This is a genomic window from Dysgonomonas gadei ATCC BAA-286, from assembly GCF_000213555.1.
Lineage (GTDB): Bacteria > Bacteroidota > Bacteroidia > Bacteroidales > Dysgonomonadaceae > Dysgonomonas > Dysgonomonas gadei.
On sequence record NZ_GL891979.1, the window covers coordinates 526,937 to 542,310 of the forward strand.

Here is a 15,374-nt window from a genome sequence, read left to right on the forward strand (position 1 = left end):
CAGTTACTCAAATAACATCAGTATTTTTATAATCCGGATATCATTTAATAAAATGAATATTTTAAATAAATATACAACTTTTAAACTGCTACTGATTACATTGATCAGTGCAGTTTTTATTGTCTATCCCAATATAGCTTGTCTACCGTGGGAATTGGATTTTATAAAGGGAATTGATAGGACTTATCATCTGCTTTACTTTGCTGTCCGCTATGTCTTTTTCTGTATATTAATTTTTGCGTTGCTCAAGGCTAATGTACAGGTGTTTAATACACAGTCGTTTAGGAGACGATTTTGGAATAATTTTATTGTCAGTTTGGTCGCTTATATTACTTTTATCGGGACTACTTTGCTGGTTTATCCCAAAGGAACTCATTTTGGGAGCATATTAGTGTTTCAGTTTTTTGTGGTATGCTTTCTAGTCACTTTTACCGGGCATACCTATTTGCTCTATTCTGTTCAGAGGAAAAAGGAGCAAGAGATAGAACGACTTAAAATGGAAAACTTGCAGAGCCGTTACGATGCATTGATGAACCAGATAAATCCACATTTTTTCTTCAATTCGTTGAACGGACTGACTGCTCTGATAAGAAAAAAGAATGATGAAAATACATTGACCTACGTAAACAAAATGTCGGATGTATTCAGGTATATATTGCAAAGTGATAAAAAAGGTCTGGTTACACTTGAAGAAGAATTAGAGTTTGTAGATGCATTCTTTTATATGATGGAGGTGCGTTTTGCCAATAAACTGGAATTCAAAGTCTGTGTAGATAAGGAAAAATTATCTTGTAAATTACCCGTTTTGTCAATTCTTCCTTTGATTGAAAATGTAGTGGTTCACAACAGGATTGACAGCGAGCATAAAATGGTGGTTACAATCCGCCTGAATGAACAAGATGAACTGGTTGTCACCAATCCTATATATCCGAAACTATCACCTCCTGAAACAAACGGAACAGGACTTAAAAATCTCGAAAACCGTTTCTTATTACTCATGAATAAGCAAATCAGGATAGTAGATAAGGATGACCTGTATTATGTCTATTTACCATTAATCATATAGTCATTATGAAAGTACTGATTGTTGAAGACGAAACGGCAGCTTACGAAAATCTTGTTGACATACTCAATGAGATAGATCCTGCAATAGAAATTGTAGGGAATACGGAGAGTATCAGTCAAACTGTAAAATGGTTAAATTCCAATCCTACGCCCGACCTCATACTCATGGATATTCACTTATCGGACGGTTCGGCTTTTTCCATCTTTGATGCTATGGAAGTAGAAACTCCGATTGTTTTTACTACTGCCTATGATGAATATGCTATCGAAGCATTCAAGGTAAACAGCGTCGATTATTTGCTTAAACCAATTAAACCGGAAGAACTAAAACGTTCGTTACAGAAACTGAGTAAATGGACACGTAATGATATTACCGCATATCTGTCGAAATTGATGCAGCTTGCACCCCAACCACGGTATAAGGATAAACTGTTGATACCGGTAAATGACAAACTGCTCCCCATCGATTTACATGATGTGGCCTGTTTTTATACAACGGATAAAACGACTCGGATATACCTTAAAAATGGTAATTCGTATCTATATACCAAAACGTTGGAACAGATATATTCATCGTTGAACCCGACAGATTTTACGAGGGCTAATAAGCAATTTATTATTGCGCGCAACAGTGTACAGAATATTACAGTCTGGTTTGATAATCGCCTGCTGATCACTCTGGATATAGAAGTCCCCGAACGTATTTATATCAGTAAGAATAAAGCCTCGGAATTTAAAGTCTGGCTAGTAAATGAATAGATTTTAATTGATATTACATAGAGTAGAGCAAACTGATGCCAAAAATATGCAGTGGAAATAGACAGAGTAGTATTGATGTCTGCTCACTTTTCGTTTTCATTATGTAATATCAATTCAGCCTGAGTACTAGATTGACTCAGGCTGCTTTCTGATAACTTTATTCTTCCAGATTTACTATTATTCGCTTTTATAAATATTTTTTTCGCATTCGTCAAACGTAGAGAATTATTTGAGAAAAAAAATAGATATTTGTATTAATATTCATTGATTTAAATCTAAACAAATAGAATTGAGAATTCCATATAAATATGAAGAAGAAAATCAAAGGCTCTTTCTTACTATCTATTCTTACTTTTTTTGCCATGCCATTTTTTGCACAAAATAATAATTTTGAAAATGCTGTACGGGAATCAGTGCGTCATCAAATGGAAATATATCCCCAATCGACACTGAAAGATCTTTACAAACATTTCTTTCAGGACAGATATGGGCCGGGTCATATCATAGATGATACAACTGCTGCCGGAAGATACCTTCAACATGAACTGGATTCTTATACAACAATTGCGGGAGAAATAGCGGAACCGACAGGCTGGCAGCATAATTTTTATCGGGTAAACCTATCCGTTATCAAGGATAAGCTCATTCCGTACGACGTATTTCTTAGTGCTTTTGTGAGAAGTGTGAATGGGATAACATCCATTCCTATCGAGGACTGGAAACAGGAGTGGGGCGAGATTGAAAAAATCATAAAATCGATGGGACTTTCACTTCTCGATTATGAAAAAGACAATGAAGAGATAGATGTAAAACTGGAGAAAGGCAATTATGTGGGGCATCATAGCGATATATTCAATAAGGCATACTCGCCGCATTACCGCATTGTCAGCCGCAAAATTTTTGAAGAAGAACTACTGCCATTATTAGAAAAACAAAAAGGAAATCAATAGAGAATAATGAAAAGAATACGAACCCTAATTATTTGCGGCATACTGTTGTCAACTATGGCTCAGGCTCAAAACCAACAAGTAACGGATACTGCATCAACAAGGAAATACGCCCTGAATGAAGTAGTGGTAACAGGTTCGCGTGTACCTGTTCAACGCAACATAATTCCAGTACCCATAAGTATCGTAGACCGTAAAACAATAGAACAGAGTGAAGAGACTAACCTCCTTCCGGTTTTGATGAAATATGTTCCCAGCCTGTTCGTAACATCACGCGGGATAGCAGGGTACGGAGTGTCTACCGGTGCGGCAGGTGGTATCAGTCTGCGTGGTTTCGGCGGAGGAGCCGGGCGCGTGCTTATCCTGATAGACGGGCATCCCCAATATGCTACTATTTACGGACATCCTGTGGCTGATGCTTATATTGCATCAGATGCACAACGTGTGGAAGTTTCACGCGGTGCGGCATCTATTCTCTATGGATCTAATGCTATGGGAGGAGCTATTAACATCATAACCCGTAAAGCAACAGAAGATGGCAACAGGCTTTCTGCAAGATTGATGGGAGGCTCTTACGGTACACAACGCTATTCCATTACAGATAGTTATCGTAGTGGACGGTTTACTGGTGTGGTAAGCGGTAATTACGAACGTACCGACGGGCATCGTATTAATTCCGATTTCGAATCTTTCAGTGGATTTACCAAACTGGGATATGAACTTACAGAGGAGTGGAAAGTTACAGGTAATGTAAATATAGCGAAGTCTAAATCCCAAAATCCCGGAACAGAAAGCATGCCTATGCTGGACGGAATAGCCGATGTATTGCGTGGCATGTCGGGCCTGTCTGTTGAAAATAATTATGGTAAAACAAGTGGAACTGTAAATCTGTATTATAACTGGGGCGACCATGAAATAAACGATGGGTATTTTGCAGGAGGAACACCTCGTCCTTATCTTTTCAATTCGACAGACTATATGGGTGGCGCGAATATTTACCAGTCGGCAAGCCTGTTCAAAGGAAATACAATAACAGGAGGATTCGATGCAAAGATATATGGAGGAAACGCTTACCGCGATCCTCAGACTGAGGTATATGCCGATCATATAAAACTTCATGAAGTAGCCGGCTATCTTTTTGCTCAACAAGAAGTGGATATATTTATGCTGAATGTTGGAATCCGTCTGGAAAACCATAAGTTATATGGTACTGAATGGATACCACAAGCCGGTTTTTCAGTAAAGGCAGCTGAAAATACACACCTGAAATTCTCTGCGTCTAAAGGCTTTCGCACACCTAATTTGCGCGAATTGTACATGTATGCTTCTGCCAATGAAGATTTATTGCCTGAACGCAGCTGGAGTTACGATCTTTCCATTACACAAGGCTTGTTTGACAATCATATGTCAACAGAGTTGACTTTTTTCTACACTGAAGGGGATAACATCGTGGAGACTATTCAAGTAGATGGCCGACCACAAAATCGGAATGTGGGTGAGTTTGCCAACAAAGGGATAGAATTCAGCCTCAATTATCAACTGCTGAAAAACCTCAGAATGCATACCAATTACAGTTATCTCCATATGAATACGCCTATAACAGGTGCCCCGAGACATAAGTTATACGCAGGTATGTCATACGATCCGGGTAAATTTTCATTCAGTGCAGGTGCACAACTTATAGATAAACTGTATCTTTCTACCGGAAGCAATGCTCAAATGAGCAATTATACATTAGTAGATGCCCGTGCATCCTATCGCGCAATGAAATGGCTGGAAGTTTTTGCTAAGGGAGATAACTTATTAGCAAGAAAGTACGAGACAATGCTTGGTTTTCCTATGCCACGTGCTACATTTATGGGTGGAGTAAATTTAAATTTTTAACACAATAAAAAACAGAAGCAATGAAAAAGACATATTTTACTTTGTTTGTTCTATTCGCATTCTGTATCGTTTCTGTATACGGATGTTCCTCAAACAACAAAGAAAAGAAAAGCCAATCCGAAGAAGCAACAGAAGAAAACAGCTTACCTAAAGTTTATTTTACGAAAGAAATTACACCTGAAAGCCTTATGCGTGTTTATAAGGCTTTGGGGCGCGAAGCAAAGGGGAATAATGTAGCCATAAAAGTCAGCACGGGAGAACCCGGAGGAAAGAACTTCCTTAAGCCAACCTTGATTAAGGATTTGGTACAGTCTGTGAATGGTACTATCATCGAATGTAATACTGCCTATGGCGGAAACCGATCCAGTACAGAACTTCACCTGAAAGCTGCGCGCGATCACGGTTTTATGGATATTGCAAAAGTAGATATAATGGATGCTGACGGAGAAGTGGACTTGCCTGTAACAGGAGGCTCACATATTACCCGGGACATTGTAGGTAAGAACTTTCTGAATTATGACTTTACTGTTATACTCTCGCATTTCAAAGGCCATGCAATGGCCGGCTTTGGGGGAGCTATCAAGAATATGTCCATCGGTATTGCTTCTGCTAACGGTAAACGCCTGATTCACTCAGGGGGAGCTAGTACTACCGATTGGGGAAGTCCTACGCAGGAAGAATTTCTGGAAACAATGTCGGAAGCAGCTAAAGCTGTTGCTGACCATGCCGCAGGAAAGATCATTTATATAAGCGTAATGAATAATTTATCAGTCGATTGTGACTGTGATTCAAATCCCGCTAACCCCGAAATGGGAGATGTTGGCATTTTGGCTTCACTAGATCCTGTTGCATTGGATAGAGCCTGTGTAGATCAGGTGTATGCCTCTACCGACCATGGTAAAATCCATCTGGTAGAACGCATGGAGTCGAAGAATGGAGCGCATGCTTTGGTACATGCAGAGAAAATCGGTATGGGCAGCCAGAAATATGAGCTGGTAAATCTTGATTGATAAATTACTTTTTCGTAATAAATTGTAGCTAAACTATAGAGAAGAGTGTGTTCAGTAAATCCTATGGGTATGTAAAGCCTGTAGGATTTATTTTATTGTAATATATCATAGGCCGTATATTGGTTTTCCGGCATCATTATTTAATGTTTTACCAGACAAGCTTTCCATAAGCACCAATATTTCTCTTTTACTATAAAAGGAATTAACAGACTATTTATCTACTTTTGCATCCCGTAGAAAAGTTGAAAAAATGAGCACAAAACTGAAAGGTACTATATACGGCGTTATCGCTGCTGTAAGCTATGGGACAAATCCTCTTGGCGCCTTGTACCTGTATAAGGAAGGACTAAATGTAAATTCTGTATTATTTTACAGGTTTTCTCTGGCTGCTATAATACTTGCCGGAATAATGCTTGTACAAAAGAAATCATTTGTTGTAACTAAAAAGGAATTAGGTATATTGGGCGTTTTAGGCATATTATTTGCCACTTCAGCTTTGTCCTTATTCACCAGTTTTCACTATATGGATGCCGGGGTAGCGTCTACGATTCTTTTTGTTTATCCTGTGATGGTGGCTGTTATAATGGCTCTATTCTTTAAAGAAAAACTATCGATGGTAACCATATTGTCTATTTTATTGGCTCTCGGAGGAATAGCACTGCTTTATAAGGGAGAGGGTGGGAGTACATTAAGCTCAATAGGAGTATTACTGGTAATGTTGTCATCCCTGACATATGCAGTCTATATAATAGTTGTGAACAAATCAACTTTAATGATGTCAGCTGTAAAACTTACATTTTATGTTTTGGTTTTTTGTATGCTGGTAATTGTAGTACATTCATTCTTCGAGACAAACAACCATTTGCAACTACTTACAACGCCTACTATGTGGATATGGACTGCTATGCTGGCATTGGTTCCCACTGTTATATCTTTGATTACGATGGTTAAGGCTGTACATGCTATTGGTTCTACGCCGACTGCTATAATGGGCGCATTGGAACCGCTTACGGCCGTGATTATCGGTATAGCGATTTTTGGAGAGGTCCTTACGATAAGGTTAGCTACAGGTATTGTTTTGATTTTATCGGCTGTTATCATTATTATAGCCGGGAAATCCATTACACCTCTTAAACTTCATACAGCCGTAAATAATGTAGGGCGGGTTCTGAAAAAGTATTTCAGATGGAAATAAAATATTCTCGGTAGGCTCTTATAACTGTAGGTGGGGAAATATTGATTGCTAATATTCAAAGTTTAACTTTTGGCTTGTACATATCTAGTTGCATCAAGTTACATTCTCTTTTCATGCGTATGGAATATTCCAGTCTTCCCATTTCCGGGCTAATATTATTTGAGCCAAAAGTAAATTTAATTCCGGCTCTTTTTGCTTTCATTATGATTGCTTTGTTGGGAATGCTGTATAGTTCATTTATTTCTAAAGCCATACCGCTTTTAACGAGCGCATCGATGACTTTATCTATTCTGTCTTCAGTCCAGAATGCATCGTAACGGTCATTCATTTGTTCAGGAAGGAAGAACGGGTTAACGTATACATCAGCCGGTTCTTGCAAAACCGAACATATCCGGTCAACAATCATGTCCATGTATTGTTGTTCATCATTGATCACAACTTCTTCATTTACCCATAAGTGTACCCGTTGCCCTCTCAGGTCATTAAAGGTCAAAGCATCCGTAAATACAAAGTCAAACCCCTGCCGGGCTTCTTCAGAGAAAGTTGTTGCCCATTCCCGGCCTTCGCCTTGCATGGCAAGTATGAAGGGTTGGGTACGCATTGTGTCCAGAAAGTTAAATACTTCTATGTCGTTTGTAACCGGAAATCCAATTCCACAGTTAGGAGCAATGGCATAGTTAATACCTGTTTTCCGTGATTGTTTTGCGGCTGCTTCCTTCGTAAATCCTCCTTTTAAATGTACATGATAATCGAGAACCGGAAAGTCTTCCTGATGGAGATGAAGTATATCATCGTTTTGTTCGTCTTTAGCAATGGCAAGTTGTGCCGGAATATTTATGTCTTTTCTGTCGAGTGCTTCGATCGAGATATTTTTAAACTCTAAAGCTCCGTCCCCTTTGCTTGCTACCGAAATTGTACCATTCGAGAGAATGCATTTTTCATTTGGTGATATACGTAAGGGATGTGCGGGTTCTATATATTCTACAACAGGCTCTCCGTTCACTTTCACTGCTATGGATTGACCCTCTACCCGGATATTCATAGTAAACCACTGGTTGTCCTTTACCAGACTTTTGGTGAGGTTGCGTACAGATAAGAGGCTGCCTGTCATTCTCCACCATATCGGATCTGTAGCGTCGTTGTTAATCGCTATCCGGTAGCCTTTACCGGAATCATCAGTATGAAAACAGATAAAGCCTTTGCCATTTTGAGTGGTTCGTAATACCAACTTTAAATCGAAATCTTTATATTCACCGTTTTTCAGGGTGGCACGGGAGTTTGGCCCTGAGAGTATTAGCGTGCTGTCATTTATAGAGACATTACCGGCAGTCTGCCAATCTTTATTTTCATTACCATTAAATAATATCCTGCTTTTCGAATCGGTGCAGGAGCTTAACCAAATGGAACTTAAAACGAGTAGTAATATTATTGTCCGACTCATATGTCAAAGGCTTGTTTCAATTTTTATACAGATAGAAAACCTAATTATTTACTATAGCTGGCTTTCACAAATTGGGCATTTAAAAGATAATCCAGACTGGTTTTTATACTTTCCTCAATAGTCGTACTATATTTCTCTACTTCGACGATGATATGCTTTACACCGGCTGTTTCGGCATTCTTAAAGATGGCGTCAAATCCGACCATCCCGCTTTGTCCGATCTCACGATGGTCTTTTATATGCAGCACAGAGAATCTGCCTGGATATTTGTTAAAATAATCGACCGGACTATTTTTGCCTATTACGACCCAATATACGTCCATTTCGATAAATACAAATTCAGGATTTGTATTTTCAATCATAAAGTCCATCATCACTACTTTGTCTTCTACTTTCTGAAATTCATGAGCATGGTTATGATATCCGTATTTCAGTCCGTTAGCTTTACATCTTTTACCTATTTCATTGTAATAATCACAATATGTCTTTAAGTCTTTAACTGTCTTCGGTACCTCCAACCAGGGGGTGACAATATAAATCATTCCGGCATCTTTATGTGCTTTAATTGCTGTATCCCACCATTTTAAAGATTCTGTAAAATTGCCGGAAACCAGTTCTTCGGGTGTCAGCGGTTTAGTGCAATGCGAAGACAGGACTTTCAGTCCCGCTGTTTCTACGTCTTTTCTGAATTCCTGTGGTGTGCGGTTATAGAATTTACCATCATTATATCCGGCTGCTTCCACTGCGGTATATCCCATTTGTGCCAGTTCTTTCAGTATTGCTGTATAATCGGTATCATACTTGCCTGTTTGATTTACATAACTGCCAATTCTATCCCTGACTGAATATAATTGTATGGCTATATCCTTTTTTGCATTTTCTTTGTTCTGTGCCAGAATCGTTTGTGGTAATATTATTAATGAAGCTAATACCAACAGTAAGTAGAAGTTATTTTTCATGATATTTATTTCTGGATTGTAAATACTAAAACATACTCCATAGGAGAATCCTTAAACTCCCCTATGGAGTTGATAACCAAACTCTAAAAAACTATTAATCTAAAACCTTTATACGTATATTACGGAACCATACATCATCTCCATGATCTTGGAGTCCGATATATCCTTCCCGGTCTGGCCCTCCCACATTATTTAATAATTCGAAAGCCAGCGGCCATTTTTCCTCACTGAATTTGCTTGCTTGCAACATATCTGTCCATTGTGGAGTCCAAAGATGATATTCAACCACGTTCTCACCATTCTGCCCATGTACCACAGTTCCTTTAGAGACAATTATCTTAGCCTGGTTCCACTCTCCGAAAGGCTTCGCGTTTTGTGGTTTAGCCGGAATCATATCATATAATGACATCGATTTGCGGTTGTTATCTTTACCCAATTTTGCATCAGGGTGATTTTCGTTATCTAAAACCTGTGCTTCGGGAGAAGAAATATAAATAGGCTCCATTCTCATCTCTCCTGTTTTGGGATCTTTGGATTCTATTTCTTGTGCCAAAATAAATATACCGGAATTACTTCCCTTGGCCACTTTATATTCCAGTTCGAGTTCGAAATTTTTGAACTTATGTGCAAAGATCAGGTCGCCTCCGTCTCCGTCTTGCGCTTCTCCACCACCCGAACCATTGAATTTAATAGCTCCATTATCTACTGTCCATTTTCCCGGAACATTATCTTTGCCGTATCCACGCCAGCCTTTCATGTTTGTTCCGTCAAACAGGATAATGTAGCCATCTTTGTCTGTTTTGAATTCGGATAAGTTAACTTGCGGCTTATCAAGTGCTCTATATTCAGGCAACTTGCTTTCTGCTGTTTTATTTTCGTCCATATTAGTATTGCTACTTTCTGTATTTTTTGAACTACCGCCGCATGCTGCCATAAAGCCTGATAACAGGATGCAGCTGATTGTATATAAAGATTTATTCATCACTCTATTTTTTATATTATTATATGGTTTATCTTGGCATTTCAGGGAGTTTCCACCCTTCACGGTAAGTATGTTTGATCAACTCCTGCGCATAAGCCTGCGCATTTACCGGGTCAGTCCATGTCTTATCGAATGTCGGATGCCCGTCTTTAATCTGGAAACCGTCTTTGATAACCGTGCGGATGGTTGCGTTCGGATCGATATTGGTAAATTTCATATTTGGTCCGTCCCAATGCAATTCCTGATTAAGGGATTGTAATCTCACAGCAAGCACGCCCATAACCACCATTTCGTTAAACGGTCCGGCTTCGCTGAAAGGTGATGCAGTCTCAATACGGTTCGAAGCATCTTCTTTACATGCACGTACCCAATCCATTTCGTGGGAAGTTGTCACTTCTCTTAATACTTTAGGTGCGCTCGGGGTTCTGCCTGAAAGCAACCATGGGCGTACACCATAGCAACCGCAGATGAGAGTGTCTTTTGTTCCGTGAAATATCACGCCTCCTCCTTCATCATTCAAATCTTTATTGGCAGGGAATCCTTCAGGCAGCCTTGGTCTCAATCCTCCGTCGTACCAGATTACTTTAACCTCAGGCATTGCTACTTTAGGCATATTTTCCCTGGCCGGGAATGTTAGTTCTACAGTTTGGGCGGTAGGAGCGCTGTCGGTCAGAAGAAGGGTTGAACTTGCCTGTGCCTTGGTCGGGTAACTTAACTTTAAGCCCTTAAAAACAGGATGTAGGATATGGCAGGCCATATCTCCCAACGCGCCAGTTCCGAAATCCCACCAGCCGCGCCAGTTCCACGGTGTATAAATGGAGTTATACTCACGATATTTTGCAGGTCCGAGGAATAGATCCCAGTTGAGGGTATTCGGAGCTTTTTCTCCTTTTTCAGGACGGTTAAGTCCTTGTGGCCAGATAGGACGGTCGGTAAAGGCTTCCACTTTTGTTATTTCGCCTATCTCACCGTTCCATATCCATTCGCACATCTTGCGCACGCCTTCACCGGATGAGCCCTGATTACCCATTTGTGTCGCAACCTTATACTTTTCTGCCAGTTTTGTCAGCAGGCGTGATTCATAGACAGTATGGGTCAATGGTTTTTCTACATACACGTGTTTTCCCATTGTCATAGCTTCGGCCGCTACAATAGCATGTGTATGGTCTGCCGTTGCAATCATTACCCCGTCGGCCTCTTTTCCCAGTTCCTCAAACATTTTACGATAATCGTAATATTTCTTTGCGTTGGGGTATTCTTTAAATACATTTGCGCTATATTTCCAGTCCACATCACATAGTCCTATGATATTCTGAGAATTCATACTCCTTAAGACGTGTGCCCCACGACCGCCTACACCCACACCTATGATGTTAAGCTTATCACTAGGGGCAACATGTCCGAATGATTTTCCCAGAACGGTATTGGGCACTACTGCTAGTCCGGCTAATGCTGTAGCTCCTGTTTTCAGGAACTTTCTTCTTGAAAAGTCTGACATAATTTAAAAATTGTATTTATTAGTAACTGAAATATTATATTTGTTGTAACAGGCCATACCCGTTTTTCATTGTTTTTCTTCTTTGCAGTATTTTTTCCAGAGTCTGTATTTCTCCTATAGCCGGCAGGTCCTTACTCTTGGCATCTTCCAGAAATTCCCATGCATATTCTGAAGATATGGCCGAGTCTCGCAATGTTGGCAAGTTGGGGTGTCTGACGCCCGATTCTATAGAATCGGCAAACAGGTTACATAATACGTCAATGTTTTTGCCTCCGAATGGCCTTTCTTCCCGTATAGTCTGGGTTACTCCGTGTAGTTCGACCACAGCTGTTTTAAAGTCGTGCGTCATACGGGCAATACCTTCAGTCCCAATCATATCTATATATGAGTTGTGTGTTTGCTTGGCCGATAATTGTCCATATACGTGTCCTTGTGTAATATCGAAAACAACACCATTCTCAAATGTGCCGTGACATTGTAGCCACCACGGGTCTTTATAATTCCACATCCGTACAGCCTGCGCATTCCATGTTCTGAAATTGCAGTCGGTGTACCAGCGTGCGATATCGACATAATGCATTCCGCAATCGTGAAATGAAGGGCCTTCGTATTCATGCCCTTCTCCCGGAGCGAGTCCCGGTGTAAGGTGGCATATACGTATGATGGCCAGTTCGCCGATTTCACCTTTTTGTATAAAGTCTTTGATTAATTTATGATACCACGAGTTGCGCAGATATAGATTTACGGTAGAGAACAAATCTGTGCTTTCCGCAACACTCACTGCGTTCCATTCCCTTGTAATAGTATCTGCTATCGGTTTTTCGGAGATGACGTGTTTTCCGCTTTGAATAGCTCTCTCTATCTGCTCCTTTCTTGAGTTTGCCAGAGCAAACAGGCCAACAACCTGTACTGTCGGGTCATCAAATATTTTCTGTTCGTTTTCTATAATTTCAGATTCCGGAGAAAGTTTTCTGGCCAACTCTCGTGAGCTTGGACTTACATCACATATATAAGCCACGTTCCACCGCCCACTCTTCTGCATTTCCTGAAGATAAAACCTTCCCATTCTGCCAAACCCTATGAGTCCGACTTTAATTCTAGTATTCATGCTATTAACGATAAAAGATCATTTGTTAATTTATAGAGGAAAAGCGTCAGATAAAAAGCTTCAATTGCCTTTCATGGTAAAAAATACTTCGGGTTTTCCTCTTTATTACAAAACTAACTGGAAATGATGTAGGTCGATTTTTCTAAGTAGTATTTTGTAGAAGTAGTTTGTGTATATGTTGTTGATATATAGATTGTAAGTCTTTTTCTGAAGTTGAAAAATGTAGATCGGTTAGAATAAATTTATTCTGTTCTTTTGCTTATTGTTCCTATTTTCATAACCATTTCTTCAAACTCATCACGATTGGAAGCGGCTTTGTTTCTCATCTTTGTCCGGTAGTTGTAAATTGTACTCATAGAGCAGCGTAGAAAACTTGCGATCTTAGTACTGTCTGTTATGCCTAGCCGCAAGAGGGCATAAATCCGTAATTCCTTATTTAGCAGGTCTTCCGTTTTGAGTGTAACCTGCTCTTCTTTTGCCAGAAGGGAATTAAAATCGGATACAAATGTGGGGTACAGACTTAAAAAGGTATTGTCAAAATGTGCATATAAGTCATCCAGTTCTTTATCAACTACTGTGGTCGATTTCAATTTTTTAATCAGCTCTTCATAGTGCCTGTTTATACCCAACTTATAAAGGGTCTTACGATAATCCTCCATTTTGTCGATGTAAGTCGAGCAAAGATCCAGAAATTGAGCAATATATTGTTCCTTGATCTGGTTCGATTCCCATAGCTGTTCATTCCTTTCGTTCAGCAGATTATTGGTACCGTTAATCTCTTCATTCAGAGTAATCAGCTTTTTATTGGTTGCGGACAATTCTTCTTTAATCCGGGATAATTTTTTCATCTGCTTATAGATATATATCACCAGTAAAATGAGAAATAGAGACAACAGGCTGATCAATATTAGATAAGTTTTTAATTTACTGTTTGTCTTTGTCTCTTTTGCCTGATACGAAGCATTGATAATCGAATAGAACTTTGACATTTCTGCGGTGCGGAACTGAACTCCCGAGAAAACAGCATCTTCGATGGCAGATTGTGTATACTTGAATGCTTTTGATATATCGTCACTGTTATAATATATAACCGCCAGGCGTTGAAAAGAGGCATTTTCCTTAATGGAGTTTTTTATATCAGCTATGGCTGACATAGTATAATATTTTTTTTCCAGTTCGGTATTGCCCTTCATACCGTTTATTGATCCTAGATAATGAGTAATTAAAGCATATTCAGGCGTGTCGATATCTTCTGTGTTGAGCAGATCGTTCAGTAGCTCGGATGCTTTTTCCGTATTTCGCAAAGTGATATATCTGTGGGCAATATTAATCTTATATAAAAAAGAAGATTGATCCAAGACACCTAGCAATGAGTCTCTGTACATTTCCACCTGATGATAGTATTTACTCTGGTTGCTTGTAGCTCCGTAGTGTTCGTAAAACCGGGAATATGTTTCATAATATTCGGCCAACAGATCTTTTGGAAGTTTGCTCGAATCCAGGCTTGTCAGTATTTTCTCCGATTCGAGTAATCTTCCGGCATAGGAATAAACCTTGGCAAGATTAATATTTGAATTGTATTTCAGATTTTGATTATTCAGAGATTCTGCGATCTGTACATTTCTTTCAGCATAATGTATTGCCGAATCCAGTTTAAATTTCTTGTATTCGTTGTACAGCCTTAGGTTTATTTCATATTCATATTCCGATGAAGAAGGTTTCTTTTCCAACAGCCTTTTCAGGTTACTGATTCCTTTTTCTTTCTGTTCTGTAAATTGTTCTTTATTATCAATTATGTGATCCAGATAATCAGACATGGATTTCAGATCATCTTTTCCATATAATGAAATAGAAAAAATGAAAAGAATAAGAGGTATAATATAATACTTTTGACGTATACTTCTTTTGTTTCTCATGGTTCTTTATAACCTTGTCTTGGGGCACATCTGTTTGATGAAATACAAATGTATCTGATTATATTCAGATGCGAAATGATACAGGTCAAATTTTGTATAAAATTCACAACTTAAGCATATCTTCGATTATAAAGAATCCCCTCTATATGCTAAGCTATTATCTCAACAATATTGCCTTCAGGGTCTGATATTACACTCTCATAGTAACCGTCGCCTGATGTTCTGGGCTCGCCTTCTATTATATATCCATCTTTACGGAGGAGTTCCGTCAGTTCATTCACAGCTTCTTTGCTACCTACTGTAACGGCAAAATGTGTATTTCCCATAATCAATCCTCTGTTTCCGGGATTACTTGAAATATCGGGACGGTTCATCAATTCTATCCGGCATCCTCCATCATTAAATTTTATAAAATATGAGGTGAAATTTTTTTTCGGATTAAAATATTTTTCATTGGATGTTGTGTCAAAGTATTTAAGATAAAATTTGCGCATTCGTTCAATATCTTCGACCCATATAGCTAAATGTTCTATTCTCATAATATATTTACTGATGATTATTGTTGCCCAAAGATACATGCTGAATTGATTTTATGAAATGACGAGCGTCA

The 15,374-nt window shown here is 39.1% G+C and carries 13 protein-coding genes; 6 read left to right on the forward strand and 7 right to left on the reverse strand.

The window, feature by feature from the left end; translation table 11 throughout:
- Positions 1-52 precede the first annotated feature (52 nt).
- The 6 genes from HMPREF9455_RS01955 (at position 53) to HMPREF9455_RS01980 (ending at position 6,860) form a co-directional block, all read left to right on the forward strand.
- Positions 53-1,066, forward strand: coding sequence for a sensor histidine kinase (locus HMPREF9455_RS01955; RefSeq protein WP_006797891.1), 1,014 nt, complete (start codon positions 53-55; stop codon positions 1,064-1,066).
- Positions 1,067-1,071: 5 nt separating this feature from the next.
- On the forward strand, positions 1,072-1,824 hold the full coding sequence (locus HMPREF9455_RS01960; RefSeq protein WP_006797892.1) for a LytR/AlgR family response regulator transcription factor: 753 nt from the start codon (positions 1,072-1,074) through the stop codon (positions 1,822-1,824).
- A 308-nt stretch (positions 1,825-2,132) separates the two neighbouring features.
- Positions 2,133-2,774 carry a hypothetical protein gene (locus HMPREF9455_RS01965; RefSeq protein WP_006797893.1) on the forward strand — a complete coding sequence of 214 codons (642 nt, stop codon included), beginning with the start codon at positions 2,133-2,135 and terminating at the stop codon, positions 2,772-2,774.
- 6 nt (positions 2,775-2,780) lie between these two features.
- A complete protein-coding gene (locus HMPREF9455_RS01970; protein WP_006797894.1) occupies positions 2,781-4,655 on the forward strand; it encodes a TonB-dependent receptor in 1,875 nt (624 codons plus the stop codon).
- A gap of 20 nt (positions 4,656-4,675) precedes the next feature.
- Complete coding sequence (locus HMPREF9455_RS01975; protein WP_006797895.1) at positions 4,676-5,665, forward strand: DUF362 domain-containing protein; 990 nt, start codon at positions 4,676-4,678, stop codon at positions 5,663-5,665.
- Positions 5,666-5,915: 250 nt separating this feature from the next.
- A complete protein-coding gene (locus HMPREF9455_RS01980) occupies positions 5,916-6,860 on the forward strand; it encodes a DMT family transporter (protein ID WP_006797896.1) in 945 nt (314 codons plus the stop codon).
- Positions 6,861-6,915: 55 nt separating this feature from the next.
- Here HMPREF9455_RS01980 and HMPREF9455_RS01985 read toward each other — a convergent pair whose 3' ends face one another.
- The 7 genes from HMPREF9455_RS01985 to HMPREF9455_RS02015 all read right to left on the reverse strand — a co-directional run bounded on the left by HMPREF9455_RS01985 (position 6,916) and on the right by HMPREF9455_RS02015 (position 15,303).
- On the reverse strand, positions 6,916-8,301 hold the full coding sequence (locus tag HMPREF9455_RS01985) for a DUF1080 domain-containing protein (RefSeq protein ID WP_006797897.1): 1,386 nt from the start codon (positions 8,299-8,301) through the stop codon (positions 6,916-6,918).
- A gap of 44 nt (positions 8,302-8,345) precedes the next feature.
- Positions 8,346-9,260: a sugar phosphate isomerase/epimerase family protein gene (locus tag HMPREF9455_RS01990; protein ID WP_006797898.1), complete on the reverse strand. Its 915-nt coding sequence runs from the start codon at positions 9,258-9,260 to the stop codon at positions 8,346-8,348.
- A gap of 94 nt (positions 9,261-9,354) precedes the next feature.
- Complete coding sequence (locus tag HMPREF9455_RS01995) at positions 9,355-10,242, reverse strand: 3-keto-disaccharide hydrolase (RefSeq protein WP_006797899.1); 888 nt, start codon at positions 10,240-10,242, stop codon at positions 9,355-9,357.
- Positions 10,243-10,270: 28 nt separating this feature from the next.
- Positions 10,271-11,740: a Gfo/Idh/MocA family protein gene (locus tag HMPREF9455_RS02000; protein ID WP_006797900.1), complete on the reverse strand. Its 1,470-nt coding sequence runs from the start codon at positions 11,738-11,740 to the stop codon at positions 10,271-10,273.
- A 34-nt stretch (positions 11,741-11,774) separates the two neighbouring features.
- A complete protein-coding gene (locus HMPREF9455_RS02005; RefSeq protein ID WP_006797901.1) occupies positions 11,775-12,848 on the reverse strand; it encodes a Gfo/Idh/MocA family protein in 1,074 nt (357 codons plus the stop codon).
- A 242-nt stretch (positions 12,849-13,090) separates the two neighbouring features.
- A complete protein-coding gene (locus tag HMPREF9455_RS02010; RefSeq protein ID WP_006797902.1) occupies positions 13,091-14,764 on the reverse strand; it encodes a DUF6377 domain-containing protein in 1,674 nt (557 codons plus the stop codon).
- A 149-nt stretch (positions 14,765-14,913) separates the two neighbouring features.
- Positions 14,914-15,303 (reverse strand): VOC family protein, encoded by a 390-nt coding sequence (locus HMPREF9455_RS02015; protein ID WP_044215403.1) that lies wholly within the window; start codon positions 15,301-15,303, stop codon positions 14,914-14,916.
- Positions 15,304-15,374: the final 71 nt, after the last annotated feature.

Coding starts and splice junctions, on each gene's coding strand:
- HMPREF9455_RS01955 (WP_006797891.1), top strand. CDS start 53: ATGAATATTTTAAATAAATATACAACTTTTAAACTGCTACTGATTACA.
- HMPREF9455_RS01960 (WP_006797892.1), top strand. CDS start 1,072: ATGAAAGTACTGATTGTTGAAGACGAAACGGCAGCTTACGAAAATCTT.
- HMPREF9455_RS01965 (WP_006797893.1), top strand. CDS start 2,133: ATGAAGAAGAAAATCAAAGGCTCTTTCTTACTATCTATTCTTACTTTT.
- HMPREF9455_RS01970 (WP_006797894.1), top strand. CDS start 2,781: ATGAAAAGAATACGAACCCTAATTATTTGCGGCATACTGTTGTCAACT.
- HMPREF9455_RS01975 (WP_006797895.1), top strand. CDS start 4,676: ATGAAAAAGACATATTTTACTTTGTTTGTTCTATTCGCATTCTGTATC.
- HMPREF9455_RS01980 (WP_006797896.1), top strand. CDS start 5,916: ATGAGCACAAAACTGAAAGGTACTATATACGGCGTTATCGCTGCTGTA.
- HMPREF9455_RS01985 (WP_006797897.1), bottom strand. CDS start 8,301: ATGAGTCGGACAATAATATTACTACTCGTTTTAAGTTCCATTTGGTTA.
- HMPREF9455_RS01990 (WP_006797898.1), bottom strand. CDS start 9,260: ATGAAAAATAACTTCTACTTACTGTTGGTATTAGCTTCATTAATAATA.
- HMPREF9455_RS01995 (WP_006797899.1), bottom strand. CDS start 10,242: ATGAATAAATCTTTATATACAATCAGCTGCATCCTGTTATCAGGCTTT.
- HMPREF9455_RS02000 (WP_006797900.1), bottom strand. CDS start 11,740: ATGTCAGACTTTTCAAGAAGAAAGTTCCTGAAAACAGGAGCTACAGCA.
- HMPREF9455_RS02005 (WP_006797901.1), bottom strand. CDS start 12,848: ATGAATACTAGAATTAAAGTCGGACTCATAGGGTTTGGCAGAATGGGA.
- HMPREF9455_RS02010 (WP_006797902.1), bottom strand. CDS start 14,764: ATGAGAAACAAAAGAAGTATACGTCAAAAGTATTATATTATACCTCTT.
- HMPREF9455_RS02015 (WP_044215403.1), bottom strand. CDS start 15,303: ATGAGAATAGAACATTTAGCTATATGGGTCGAAGATATTGAACGAATG.